The sequence below is a fragment of the Bradyrhizobium sp. 195 genome, assembly GCF_023101665.1.
GTDB lineage: Bacteria > Pseudomonadota > Alphaproteobacteria > Rhizobiales > Xanthobacteraceae > Bradyrhizobium.
In genome coordinates this window covers 19,673-32,783 of sequence record NZ_CP082162.1, presented here as the reverse complement: position 1 = coordinate 32,783, position 13,111 = coordinate 19,673, and the positions used below count along the sequence as shown (strand labels likewise).

General features: G+C 60.9%; 12 protein-coding genes. 6 read left to right on the top strand and 6 right to left on the bottom strand.

From position 1 onward, the window contains the following. Positions 1-18: 18 nt before the first annotated feature. A complete protein-coding gene (locus tag IVB26_RS38880; protein WP_247973695.1) occupies positions 19-1,437 on the top strand; it encodes an HlyD family type I secretion periplasmic adaptor subunit in 1,419 nt (472 codons plus the stop codon). Here IVB26_RS38880 and IVB26_RS38875 read toward each other — a convergent pair. Together IVB26_RS38875 and IVB26_RS38870 are read right to left on the bottom strand one after the other, a co-directional pair. Further along, positions 1,434-2,216: a response regulator transcription factor gene (locus IVB26_RS38875; RefSeq protein ID WP_247973694.1), complete on the bottom strand. Its 783-nt coding sequence runs from the start codon at positions 2,214-2,216 to the stop codon at positions 1,434-1,436. The genes IVB26_RS38880 and IVB26_RS38875 overlap by 4 nt on opposite strands. A gap of 214 nt (positions 2,217-2,430) precedes the next feature. Next, positions 2,431-3,015, bottom strand: a complete 585-nt coding sequence (locus IVB26_RS38870) for a hypothetical protein (protein WP_247973693.1) — start codon at positions 3,013-3,015, stop codon at positions 2,431-2,433. A 720-nt stretch (positions 3,016-3,735) separates the two neighbouring features. On the opposite strand from IVB26_RS38870, the gene IVB26_RS38865 reads away from it, so the two are divergent. Beyond that, complete coding sequence (locus IVB26_RS38865; RefSeq protein ID WP_247973692.1) at positions 3,736-4,116, top strand: hypothetical protein; 381 nt, start codon at positions 3,736-3,738, stop codon at positions 4,114-4,116. Positions 4,117-4,175: 59 nt separating this feature from the next. On the opposite strand, the gene IVB26_RS38860 is transcribed toward IVB26_RS38865, so the two are convergent. Next, positions 4,176-4,418, bottom strand: coding sequence for a hypothetical protein (locus tag IVB26_RS38860; protein WP_247973691.1), 243 nt, complete (start codon positions 4,416-4,418; stop codon positions 4,176-4,178). 81 nt (positions 4,419-4,499) lie between these two features. Between IVB26_RS38860 and IVB26_RS43585 the strand changes: the two genes are divergently transcribed. Then, positions 4,500-4,835: a WapI family immunity protein gene (locus IVB26_RS43585; RefSeq protein ID WP_458309396.1), complete on the top strand. Its 336-nt coding sequence runs from the start codon at positions 4,500-4,502 to the stop codon at positions 4,833-4,835. A 414-nt stretch (positions 4,836-5,249) separates the two neighbouring features. Here the strand turns inward: IVB26_RS43585 and IVB26_RS38855 are convergent, their stop codons facing one another. The 3 genes from IVB26_RS38855 to IVB26_RS38845 all read right to left on the bottom strand — a co-directional run bounded on the left by IVB26_RS38855 (position 5,250) and on the right by IVB26_RS38845 (position 7,530). Continuing rightward, positions 5,250-5,426, bottom strand: coding sequence for a hypothetical protein (locus tag IVB26_RS38855; protein WP_247973690.1), 177 nt, complete (start codon positions 5,424-5,426; stop codon positions 5,250-5,252). A 395-nt stretch (positions 5,427-5,821) separates the two neighbouring features. Next, a complete protein-coding gene (locus IVB26_RS38850; protein ID WP_247973689.1) occupies positions 5,822-6,052 on the bottom strand; it encodes a cupin domain-containing protein in 231 nt (76 codons plus the stop codon). 401 nt (positions 6,053-6,453) lie between these two features. Further along, positions 6,454-7,530 (bottom strand): hypothetical protein, encoded by a 1,077-nt coding sequence (locus IVB26_RS38845; RefSeq protein ID WP_247973688.1) that lies wholly within the window; start codon positions 7,528-7,530, stop codon positions 6,454-6,456. 279 nt (positions 7,531-7,809) lie between these two features. Between IVB26_RS38845 and IVB26_RS38840 the strand changes: the two genes are divergently transcribed. From IVB26_RS38840 to IVB26_RS38830, 3 genes are all read left to right on the top strand, one after another. Beyond that, positions 7,810-8,187 (top strand): hypothetical protein, encoded by a 378-nt coding sequence (locus tag IVB26_RS38840; RefSeq protein ID WP_247973687.1) that lies wholly within the window; start codon positions 7,810-7,812, stop codon positions 8,185-8,187. Between the two features lie 154 nt (positions 8,188-8,341). Then, positions 8,342-9,616 carry a metallophosphoesterase family protein gene (locus IVB26_RS38835; protein WP_247973686.1) on the top strand — a complete coding sequence of 425 codons (1,275 nt, stop codon included), beginning with the start codon at positions 8,342-8,344 and terminating at the stop codon, positions 9,614-9,616. Next, the gene (locus IVB26_RS38830) at positions 9,616-13,110 is read left to right on the top strand and encodes an AAA family ATPase (RefSeq protein ID WP_247973685.1); all 3,495 of its coding nucleotides are present in this window, start codon (positions 9,616-9,618) and stop codon (positions 13,108-13,110) included. Before IVB26_RS38835 ends, IVB26_RS38830 begins: the two co-directional genes overlap by 1 nt. The last annotated feature ends 1 nt before the right edge of the window (position 13,111 follow it).

The following is a 13,111-nucleotide window of genomic DNA, read 5'->3' as shown; positions in this document are numbered from 1 at the left end:
GCCGTCTCGAGACTTCCCATGATCTGGGACCGGCTCATGCGAGCGCCGGTGTGCCCCCCGCCCGCCCGACGATCTGGCGTCGTGGTAACCGCAATCGACGATTTCGAGCCTCTGGAATTTCCATGGTGCTCGACGCCTACGCCGACCTCGCCACGCGGAAGGCTTCGCGCTATCACCGTCGCGGGCAATCTGCTGGTGCTCTGCTTCATGCTGGGGCTTGGTACATGGGCGAGCCTAGCGCCTCTCGAGAGCGCCGCGATCGCCGCCGGCGTCGTGGAATCGGAATCGAGCCGGAAGACGATCCAGCATCTGGAAGGCGGCATCGTCAGCAAGATCCTGGTTTCGGATGGCGATATCGTGCGAACCGGCCAAACGCTGGTCGCGCTGGAGGATACCCGGGCGAGCTCGGAGATGCAAAGCCTTCAAGGCCAATTTTGGGACGCAGCTGCTCGTGCAGCACGGCTTCAAGCCGAGCAGCAGAGATTCGAAAGGATCGCAATCCCGGACGCGCTGGAACAGGACAGCAAGCAGAGCGGGGTGGCCGCCGCTGCGGTGTCGGCGCAGCAGTTCATTTTCCAGGCACGCCTGCAGGTTCACGAGTCGCAGCTTGCGGTCATTCGCGAACGAAGGCGTCAAGTCGAGAAGGAGATCGAAGGTCTCAAGGCTCAGGAAACCGCCACCGGGCAGCGGGTCGACATCGTTCGGGAGGAGCTGGATATGGTCGCGACCCTCGTCAACAAGGGGCTCGAACGGAGGCCGCGGCTTCTGAACCTGCAGCGGGAGCTGGCCGACGTTGAGGGCCGCCGCGGCGAGATCGCCGCGCAGATTTCCCGCGCCGCGCAAGTCATCAGCGAACAGCAGGCCACCTTGTTCAAGCTCGAGAGCGAGAGGCAGAACGAGATCGCACAGTCGCTTCGTGAAGCACAGAACCAGATATTCCAGCTCCGCGAGCGGTTGCTTGCGGCCAGGGACCAGCTATCGCGAACGGAGGTCAAGGCGCCAGAGGACGGCGTGATAACCGATTTGCGGATTCATACAGCCGGTGGCGTCATCGGAGCGGGCGCTCCGCTCATGGACCTGGTGCCCCGGCAAGACCGTCTCATCGTGAGCGCGCGCCTGAGGCCCGAGGATATCGATGTGGTTCATCCCGGCCTCAATGCCGAGGTTCACCTCGTACCGTACAATCAGCGTCGCGTGCCTCGCCTGAAGGGAACTGTCGTGCACGTGTCCGCAGACCGGCTCCTCGACAAGCGTACCGACCAGCCATACTACGCGACGAAAATCCGGATCGACGACGCGCAGATCGCCGCAAACGACATCCAGATCGTCCCCGGCATGCCGGTTCAAGTGTTCATCACGACAGGGCGCGGTACCGTGGCTCTCTACGCGCTCAGGCCCCTGCTCGACAGCTTCCGTGGTGCATTCAGAGAGGACTAAGTCTTCTGCATTGGACCTGCGCCGGGGTCGTGGTCGCGCCCCTGCGCCGGCAACCGGCCGCGCCAGCGGAGCACGGCTTCCGTCCGATTGTGCGCAGCACATTTCCGCATGATATGCTGGATGTGCATTTTGACTGTGCTTTCCGACAGGTTCAATTTGGCGGCGATCAGCTTGTTGGGCAGGCCGAGCTCCAATTCCGCCAGAACCTGTTGCTCACGAGGCGTGAGATCCGTCACGCTCCTTTCGATAGTCACTCCGGCTCCCTCGTTCACAAGATATGCGCGCGCAAGCCCGCGTGCATCTGGCGCCTCGAAATCCGGTATCCTGTTCATCCCGGCGACGGGCAACGGCCTGTAGACGCCGCCGACCAGGACAAGACGCAGGCCAGCTATGGCGATCTCGATCGGCAGCGAGGTAGAAAGAAAGCCGCGCACGCCCCGCTGCATCGCGGCCTGCACGGTCGGCTCGTCGTCATGATTCGACAGGACTGCAACGGCGGCGTTGGGACAACACTCCGCGACGAAGGCGAGACTGCCCTCAACCGAGGGATCGTCGATGGGCTTGTCTGCGATACTCAGCACCACCAGACGAACATCGCGGGTTGACGTGGAGTCCAGGCTTTCGACCGTTGCCATGTCGAGGATCTCGAATTCCGCCAATTCCCGCCTGAGGACGTTCAGAATACATGTGCGAGGCAACAGGAGCGGTTCGACGATTACCAGAACCGGAAAGTGAAGCGATCCATCGAGCCGCTTTGAGGAGTTGGTTATGTCGTCCATGATTTCCTCGAGATGAAAAGAGCTTCCGCCAAATTCCCATTCCGTATTGCGTCTCCCCTGCTGCTGCATTCATCCTGAATGATCATCACGAGAGCGGCACCGTCCCGCCGCCAGTGCCTTATGCACTGCCGGTTTACCTGACGCCTGGGTGGAAATTCTTTCCGCTCAAATCATTTGGGCGCGTACCGCGCGGTGACGCAGTCGACGCATTTCCCTAATTGCAGATATTTCGATACGCCGTTGACGCCGCCGACCCCGACTTGCCGTCGACGACATATGCTTCATCCTCCTTCACGAGATCAAGAAACGGTCTCTCTCCGGTCTCGCCGCGTGGTGCGCTTCTTCCCTTCACACGCCCGCAAATCGTATCCACGGGGCGTCCAAGCGTGTTCTTTCGCATCGTGCGCTTCATTTCGGTGAATTCGGCCGATCCTGGATCCTCCATCTTCGTGGCGATGGTGACCTTCGCCTTTTCTAGGACAGAATCTGATACTTCCGCGGGCCTTTCGGATGCCGGGAGGCTGATCCTCGTCCGCGGTGACGCCGCTTTGGCGAGGTCGACCGATCCGCTCTTCTTTGGTGATGATTTCTTGCCGGACGTTCCCGGAGTTGCAGAATTGGATTTGACGATCAGGGGATCCGGCGCCAATGCCGTCGGCGCTGGCTGCGCGGGTCGGGCGACCGCAACCCGGTCGAAACAGGGTCGTGACGCACACCCAAGGAAATACCCTCGGGAAGGCGCGAACCAGCCAAAGCCGATCAGGACTCCTGCCAGCACTCCAACAAAAAGCAGTCCCATCCGATTCCCCTCCCTGGGAGCTCGGCTCGCACTCGTAACTAGGACTAATTCCGCGCTGGTGATCCATCTGTTGCGCAAAAGCGTTAAACGCCCATTAAGGGCGCAGTGGCGCTCTTGGACCCCTCTGCAACTTGCGTGTTCGAAGGTCCGCTTTGCACCACCAAAGGATGCCGATGACCGGCTTATGGCCCACAGGCCAATTCCGGAGCACCGCACCAGTTTCGCACCAGAAACGCGTGAGCGAAACGGAGCGAAGGCGACTGGGATCGAGCAAGACCGCAGGAAGAACAACGAAGCTGACCAATATTCTCCCGCTCATAACGGTCTGGTTGCAGGTTCGAGTCCTGCCGGGCCCACCAACATGATCAACAACTTACTTCGTTCTCGTTGCCCGCGACGCAGCCGCCGCACCAGAAACCGCACCAGATACGTGCACTTTCGTTCGTGCGCGGTCGCAAGGTGTCCGACAAGTTCGCCTGCTCAACAGTGGATGTGACAGTGCATCTATGATCCTCGCCTTCCCGGCTGACGAAGGACTGACGGAAGCAGTCTCTACTTGGCGATAATGTCGGCCATCTCCGGCAAAGCGGAAGTCAGCCATGGCATCAATCAAGTCCGCTAAGGGCCCAGAAGCGGGACTCGGCTGGCAATTTACCGAAGTTTAGCGCTCGTTGATGCACAACCGATGGATGTTGAGCCCTTCGAACGAGATGTCCGCGCATGAGAACGCTACTCAAAATTGCCCTCGTGGCGGTCTGCGCTGCAATCTTCACCGCAATGCTCCTACTCGTCGTCTTAGCTGGCATCTTTGGAATGCAATGGAGCAGGACGCTGCAAATACTGAGTACTGCGATGGGGCTATATCTTTTGCCAGCCGTCATCTTCTTCGAATTCTATTTCCTCACGAACGACCTGTTGGCCTACCTTTGCAAGAGATTCGAGCTGGACTTCGGGCTACACTTCTCTGAGGTTCCATTTAAGTTCGACCTCGACAACTTTGACACATTCATTCCGCTTAGGACGAAGCTCGTGCAGCTGTATCCCCTCACCATTCTGCTGACACTGCTTGCGTTCGTTGTCGCGCTGATCACGCGTCAATAAGGTCGGTCCCTCAGGTCCGCAGCGGGGCAGTAGCAGACATCGGCCGTCCGTACGGTTTGCTACACGGGGTAGCGCCACTTCAGGGCGCGACGGGCGACGATCAGCGCAAAAACATTCGCCGCGAGGCCAAACCAAAGGACCGTCGGGACTGACCACGCGATGCATGTGTCGATCAGGTAAATGACCTGCCCGATCAGACCGGCAAGCAATGCAACTCTGGTCCAGCCCAATAGCGTTCGTGGTATCCAATCATCGGACTGGTCGATCAGATTTGCCGCGATCCATCCTGACAGGAATTCCATGCTTTGCCATTCATCTGGTCGTCCGCAGGCATTTAAGCATTCCCCAATGCTACTGACTATTGGGACGGAAACTGGTTGAATGTGCGAGCGCGGATCGAAGCACCGGGGGCGGTAGTTCAGGCGCAGGGTAGCTTTGTTTTTGCGCCCGACCTAGCGAGCTTCACCCGAGAACTTGAAACGCTCCATACGGTGTTGGTTGGTGAAGCCCGGCTACGTTCTTTGGAGCCGAATTTGGAGATTACAATCCAGTGTGGCACTGGCGGCCACGTGACGGCAAAATTCATGATCACGCCCGACCATATGACCCGGTCGCACGAATTCGAATTCTACCTTGATCAGACCTATCTAGGACCTCTCTTGGACGGATGCAGAAGCGTTTTGTCACGCTGGCCCGTACGCCCGCAGGCTTCTGCTTAGGGTCAATCGCGACGGTTTGCCCGGTTTTAAGTTAGGTCCGGTCTACCCCTGACAGCCGACTATCCTCGGCCGTGCGATGCGACAGCGATGGGCCATAAACCGACTTCACTTCCGCTCGCTCCTCTTGGGGGACGGCGGCGTCCGGCTCCGAACAACCGGCATCTCATTGCCTGCGTCGAACTGCTCGCTTGCGATCTGCTCGATCTCCGCTCGATGCTTCCTAAACGTGCCCGCTATGTCCTCTGGGTCGGTGCCATCTGCGACGGCGCATCTCGCAAAGCGGACCAGTCGACCCTACACTCGATGCGGTTGTCGCCATCGAACATCGCGAACAGAACGGCTTCAGGCTTCGCTTCCTGAAAGTCGCCGCATGGATCTGAGGAAAGGGGCAACTCGGAATCCGCTCGACACTCCTCAGGAGAGATTGCTGCGCTTGCCATGGGCCGGCGCGCCGACCACTTCGATTGTTGCAGATACGGTCATGATCAGCGCTTCCTCCATCCTTACATGAACGGAGAGCTTGTCGGTTAATCCGGAGGGGCTATGGGCCTTCGCTTTGAGTTGTTGCAGGTTTCTGTTCTCGCCGAACATTCTGTATTCCGTCTCACGCCAGACGTAACAGGACGTCGATATAGACCACGCAGAGTCAAAATTGCGAGCGAAGGCACATCGGTCGTGTTTCCGATGCTGACAGCCAAGTTGAAGGGCTCTCGGGGTATTTAGCTATCTGACGCTCTGCAGACGAACAGTCTTGCCATGTAGGTCTGCATGCCAAGCCAGTCATTTTTCTATTGGGGTTCTTGCGGCGTAGCCGCTGCTACAGCGCTCGACAGTTACTTCTGCGGTGCGTCGTATAGAGGCTTGCCCTTGTCGACAATATGGACGGTCAGCAGCCTGATCGTCTTGTCACCAACGACCTTGTAAGCACCGTGCGGCGTGTCTCGTACGTTCAAGCCAACAGAGCCCGTCGGAATCGGCATCTGCTTTCAACCGGGCAGCTCAATGGTGCCACCTTCCAGGAAGTAATACGACTCGTCGCCATGATGAATGTGCCGCATCGAGATGTCACCGGGCTTCAACTCGCTGATGCTGGTGATGATCTCCATGTTCGTACCAATCAGGTCACCTCGCTTCAGCTCTTCGCGAAATGGCGAATCCTGAGCAATTGCGGCCGTTACCAGCGTCGAAGCCAAAGCAATTCCGAGCAGCACCTTCATTGCAATCCCCCCTGCGTAAATTCGATCTTGAAATAGGTTTATTGGTAAAGCGGCAGCATCGATTAGTTTGTAGCCAGCCGCAAGCTGTCTTGGTGTCCACGATCCTGCAGCGCAACAAGGCGCATCAAACTTTCCCGGGTGAAACTTCGGTCGCTATCAGCTCCCCAAAACGCTAAAGCTGCCAGCAGCCCAAGACGAGCCTCAACGATGCACTCAAGCTAGCTGCGGGGTCCGAGACACTGGGCCCGCCAAGAACGCATCAGAGACTCTCGGTGAGCTGGGGCGCATCAGCTGCCCACGATGCACTGAATAAAAGGCAGAGTTCTCGACAAAAAATTGACAGGGTGCATTTTTGGGGTCGTAAGTTGCTGAAATCATTATCTGCAATGGCAGGGCTTGTACTAGATGCCGTAATGGGCCCTGCTCCGTGCAAGGGGGCATGATGGTGGCTGTCCCCCGATCATGCGAAAGTCGTGCAAGGCCGTCGGGTTGGCGAACGTCGACTCGATTTCGACTACGCTCGGCTCGCCGAAATCCGTGCCGAACATGACGTCCGGTCCTTCCTCCGCATCGACCTTGGCTTCAATGAGCTCGCTGTTGGCTAGGCCGTAAAGCTGTTGGCGGAGACGCTCGGTCATCTCGAGCGGCAGAACCACGTTGGCGGTGTATCGCTCGCGCAGGCGCTCTCGGGCCGACTGTTGCACGAACCGGAACGTGGTCACGATGAAATGGGCAACCGCGCACAGGTTTACGAGCAGCCACCCCACATGGATGCCCAGCAATCCCAATTTGAAGACCTGAAGGTCAGTCCCGAGCGACAACCGGTGCAGGAGGAACTGCAACGGCCATAATAGCTGCACGCAAAGCACGGCAAGTAGCGCGACGCAGCTCGCCACGAGTTCGAACGATAAGGACTCGTGATGGTAGAGCTGCACGTCCGTGGACGAACCCTCACGCTGCGCGACGAGGGTGACGAGGGCAAGTGCCAGGGAGACGACTCCTAGAGCGCCCACCTGGGTACTCAGCAAATAGCTCGAGACGTTGAGCACCAGGCCCTTAAGGTCGATGCCGGGCGGTCCCGACGCCGTCCACGATGGCAGAGAGTCCGGCGCCGTCCAGGCCGCGACTGCCTCCGCAGCCAGGAAGACCAGATCGACAACAAGATACAGGCCGACGAAACGGCGGAACGTTCCGACCCGGAAGGCATATCTGAGTGCGCGGACGCCGATGTCGTAGCGCGCCGCGGAAGCCGCCGGGTTCGACCGCATGTGCTCGTGCACTTCCCGCCGGACCCACCGGTTGACGCTCCCCGTCCAACCTCCGCGCCGCCAATCGACCATCGACATCTCATCCAGCCGGACCGCCGCGCCAGGTATCAGGATGGCCCGACGCCCATCGACGAATGAATGCACTCCAACGCACATGATGAATTGCCCGCTGCAGACGGGTTCGCCAAGGAGAGCGACGACGTTTTCCACGGATTGCGGCTCGTTTTACCGGCGTTCATCCAGAGCTTTGAGACTTCGCGTCCTGGGTCGAACGCAGTCATCGCCGGGCTGTCCCTAGAGCAAATATCGAAGCATCGCGCCGCGATGCTCGCGGACGCCACGGGCAGACGCAATCAAGCCGACCGGGGAGGTTGTTTCCGATACGCGCCATCCAGGATCATTTTTTGGATTTCGACGTTCCGCTGACTCGACTCTGATGTTCATGATATGTTCTAATTGGGCATGACCGACTGTCCCGCGAGCTGGCGCATGCCGACATCCAAGCAGATGGAAAAGATGGCCGCCGCTGTCGGCGCAAAGGCCGCTTCGGCGCGCGGACTGGCTCCAGACGACGATCTGCCGGTGGAATACTGGCAGGCGCTGCTGGACGACGCCCGTGCCGACGGTAGTCCCGCGGTCCCGGGCGCATCAGCAGTCCGGAGGCCGCTAAGCCAAATTCCTCAACATATTCTGAGGCTGAGCTGCCGCCGCTGCGCCAGGATCGTGGAAATCCAGAAGGCGGACGCCGTCAGGCTGTTCGGCCAGGATGCGATCTGGAGGGATGTCGGTCGGCGCCTGCTCGACGATACCTGCACGGAGCGGACTGGGCGCCACGAAGAAGACGGATGCTGGCCGGTGTTCGAATGAATGCGGTCAGGACGCAATCCATCCGACTTTTCAAGGGCGCCCCAAAGCCGCTGGGGATATCTGGGGCGGCGGCCTCCGGTTGTCTCCGGCAATCGAACGACGATTTCCGCGGCACGCTAGACTCCGCTGATTCGGCTGAGAGTGAGTTGTCGCTATGACCGCATACCGGTTCGTGCATGCTGCGGACGTCCATCTCGACTCGCCGCTGCGTTCGCTCGCTCTGCGCGATCCGCGGCTCGCGGAATTCGTCGGCAACGCCAGCCGCCAGGTTTTCTGTCGGATTGTCGACCTGTGCCTCGACGAGCAGGTGAACGCGCTCCTGCTGGCGGGCGATCTTTACGACGGCGAGCAGACCTCGATGAAGACGGCCCGCTTTCTTGCGGAGCAACTCCGCCGCCTGGATGCCGCCGACATCAAGGTCTTCATCATCCGGGGCAACCACGACGCCTTGTCGAAGATAACGAAGGAACTGGTCCTTCCCGAAAACGTGCACCTGTTCGGCGGCCGGGCCGATAGGGTCGAGATCCCCCGAGATCGCGCTGAAACACCGATCGTGATCCACGGTCTCAGTTTCTCGAAGCCGCACGCCCCTGAAAGCCTTCTCGCCAAGTACCGGCCGCCCATCGCCGGCGCCATCAACATCGGACTGATGCACACCAGTCTGGACGGTTCGCCGCCTCACGACGTCTACGCGCCGTGCAGCACGGCGGACCTCCTCGCCTCCGGCTTCCGGTACTGGGCGCTCGGGCACATCCATAAACGTTCGACGACGGCAAGCGCCTGTGCCGTCGTGATGCCGGGCATTCCGCAAGGGCGCGACATCGGCGAGCAGGGTCCCAAATCCGTGACGCTTGCCAGCGTGCTCGACGATGGCTCCATCACGACGGAGGAGCGCGTCGTCAGCCTGGCGCAATTCGAACGCGTCGCCGTCGACGCCTCTGCGGTGGCATCGTGGTCGGAACTGGCTGCCCAGCTCGAGAGGGCCCTCGGAGAAGCCGCCGGCAGATCGGCATCCGATCACGTGGTCGCGCGCCTTGCCGTTTCTGGAGCCACCCCGATGGCCTGGAACATCCGGCGCGATGCCGATCTCCTGCGAACCGAAGCCGAGGCCCGGGCGGAGACGATAGGCAACGTATGGATCGAAAAGATCGACATCGACTGCCGACGGCCCGTGGTCGATTCGGAGAGCGTGGATCCGGTCGAAACCCTGCGTAGGACGATGAGCGATGAAATCGTCGGATCCGAGGCCTTCCGAACGGAAGCGGACGGCATCGTCAACGACCTTCTCTCGCAGCTGCCGCCCGAATGTCGACGCAGCCTGGCTCCGGACGACACCGGTCTCGACCTGCTCATCGGACGACTCGCGAGCGAAGGATCCGAAGAGGTGCTGGCGCGGCTTGCCGCCGGTAACGCGCAGGAGGCACGTTGATGCGCATTCGGAAGCTCGGACTTCGTCGTTACGGCAAGTTCACGGACGCGGTCATCGATTTCGGAGAGCGCATCGCCGGCGTCCCCGACCTGCACATCGTCTACGGACCCAACGAGGCCGGCAAATCCACCGCCATGTCCGCGTGTATGGACCTATTTTACGGCATTCACCATCAAAGCCGGTTCAACTTCTTGCATCCGTATCCGACCATGCGGATCGAAGCCGAGCTCGATATCTTGGGGAGCGTCCGTAGCTTCTCCCGGATCAAACTCCCCCACAACAGCCTGCTGGACGATGCCGGCAATACCGTTGCGGACGCCATCCTGCTCGGAGAACTCGGCGGTCTCGATCGCAATGCATATCAGACCATGTTCTGTCTCGACGACGAGACTCTGGAGGCGGGCGGAGAAAGCATCCTCGCCAGCAAGGGCGATCTGGGTCATCTACTGTTCTCCGCGACCGCCGGACTTGCCGATCTGAGCGATCGGCTGGGATCGGCAAAAGCGGAAGCGGAAAGCTTCTTCCGGTCGGGAAAGCGATCGGGAGTTCTTTCCGACCTCAAGAAAGAGCTGGCGGCCCTCAAGGACGAGCGGGACCGGATCGACACTCTCGCCTCCGAGTACTCGCGTCTCGTCATCGAGCGCGACAAAGCGAGTTCGGCCTATGCTGAGGCTATCGGCGAGCGCGGCCGCACGCAGGCCCGGATCGACGAAGTGCAACGCTTCATCAACGCCCTGCCGAGACTGCAGACCTTCCGATCTCTTCGCGCGGAGCTTCGGCCTCTCGCGGCCTTGCCGCACGCGCCTTCGACCTGGGGCGACGATCTTCCGGCGCTGATGACCCGGCACACGAAGCTCGCGACGCAGGCGCAAACGGTCGCGGAGAACATCGCGCATTTGCGGGACGAACTCGAACGGCTCGTCGTAGACGCTTCCGCTTCCGGACTGGAAGACCGCATCGAATTGCTCATGGACCTGCGGGCGCGGCACGTCACGGCGGAGAAGGATCTGCCCGACCGTCGGCTACGTCTGGCGGTCGCCGAACAAACGGTCGCGCGGGTCCTGACCCGCATCGATCACGCCTCGGAGCAGGACCCCGCACGACTTCTCCTACCCGCGGCAGTCACCGGCCCGATCCGCGATCTGATGGAGCGGCGGTCGGGCGTCGAGGCCGCCCTCGCCGCAGCCGAAGCGGAGGTCGACAAGGCAGTCGAGGCGCTGTCGCTGGCCGAAGCCAAGATCGAGGAAAGCGAGGTCCGATACGACGGCTCGTCGATCGGTGCCTTGACCACCGCGATCGCGGCCGCTCGTCAGATCGACGATGCCACGCGATCGGGGGCGGCCGATCGCCTATGTCGCGAACGCGCGGACGAATTCGAGGACCGCCTGATCGATCTGCGTCCCTGGACGGGCGACAGAAATGCGCTCTGCGCGGTACCGGTGCCGAGGCAAGATCAACTTCAGCGTTGGACATCGATCGAGGCGGACGTAGCTCGCGAAATCGCTTCGCTGAAAGGCGAACAAGACCGTCTCGTCGCCGAAGGGGGGCGGCTCGATGCGAGAATCGAGGCGCTCGCCGGCGTGGTCGGCGTCGTCAGCGACAAGGATGCCGGCGAAGCCCGGACCGCTCGCGAAGCCGCCTGGTCCATTCACAAGGCGGAGCTCGATGCAAAGTCGGCGGCGGCCTTCGAGACCGCCATGCGGAAGCTCGATCTGATCACGGAGCAGCGTTTCAGTCACACCGCTGGCGTCGCAGAACTTAACCGCGCCCTGCTGGAACAAGCCGAAATCCGCGCTGCTCTAGAGCGGACCGAACGCAAACTTCGGGATGCCATGCGAAATCGTGCCGAGGTAGCCGAAGAGATCGAAAAGGCTCTCCGCGCGATCGGGCACGGTATCGAGATCAACATCGGAGTTGCCGGGCTGAACCTGTGGCTCCAGAAGTACGATAGGGCGATCGACGCCCATCGAAAACTGCTGGCTGCAGAACGGGAATGTCGCGAAGCGCAGATCGAAGCCGATGGTTCGCGAAAGCGGGTCGCCGTTGCGATGCGCTCGGCTGGCATCGAAGTCTCACAGGATGACAACTTTCCCGCGATGTTGGCGGCCGGCCAATCAGCGCTCGACCGCGCCGTCGACGCCAAAAACCTGCAGGCAGCGATCGAGGATCGAATGCACGACCTCAGATTCCGCGAGAAGAACCTCGGCGACGCTCGGCTGGCCGAGGAAGCGTGGAGCAAGGACTGGCGAGAAGTCTGCGCAGACTGCTGGCTCGGCCAGCGCGAAATTCAGCCCACGATGGCCGTCGTGCGTGAAACGCTCGAAGCGCTCGCGGAGTTGGAGTCGGCTCTGCAGAAACGAGCGGAGTGGACCGACCGCATCGCGAAAATGGAGCGCGATCAGTTCCAGTTCCGGCTCGAAGTCGACGCGCTCGCCGCTTCGATCGGGCTATCCCCGAGTTCGGACGCTCTCGGACTTTGCCAGGCCGTGGTGGACCGCATCTCGAGCAATGCTCGGGCCATCGACAGGCGACGGGAGCTGGAGGCGCGGCTCGCGGCCGAGCAGGACAAGGCGCGCGCGCTCGCGGATGACGCCGCGGAAGCCCAAGCCCAAGCGAACCAGATGATGAGCCTCTTCGGAGTACAATCCTTGACAGAGGTCGATGCCCGTCTGCGGGCGCTCGAGAGAAGGTCCGATCTCGAGGCCCGTTCGAACCAGGTTCGAGGCGAATTGCTCGAAGGGATGCGGGCCGAAACCGTCGAGCAGGCCGAAAGCATTCTCGACGCTGTGGATCGAGGGTCGCTGGACGCCGAGCTGATCGCCCTGAAAAAGAGCTTCGACGACGAAGACGGTCGCAGCCGCGACCTGTTCTCCGCCCGCAACATGGCAGAGGACAAGATAGCCTCGGTCGGCGGCGACGCGACCGTCGCAATTCTGGATGAGAAGCGGCGGACGATCCTGCTCAACATCGAGGACAGGGCTTTGGCATATCTCAGGCTGAAGCTCGGGACGGCGGCGGCCGACAGAGCGTTGCGCGCCTACCGCGATCGTCATCGAAGCTCGATGATGAAGCGCGCGTCCGAGGCCTTCGCCCTGATCAGTCGAGGCGCCTACTCGGAGCTCGTCACTCAACCGTCCAACGGAAATGAGCTCCTGATCGCCAAGGGGTCCGACGGAAGTTCCAAGATCGCTTCCGAACTATCGAAAGGCACGCGATTCCAGCTGTATTTGGCGCTGCGGGTAGCGGGGTATCACGAATTCGCGCGGGCTCACGCTCCCGCTCCTTTTCTCGCCGACGACGTCATGGAGACGTTCGACGATTTTCGCGCGGAAGAAGCCTTTCGCCTGCTCGCCGGCATGGCCGCCACGGGCCAGGTGGTCTACTTCACCCACCACCGCCATCTCTGCGAAATCGCCAAGGCCATCGAGCCGACGACGGTCATCCACGACCTTCAGTCGGGCACGCGCGTTCGAGCAACTAGCAGGGCGGCCTAAA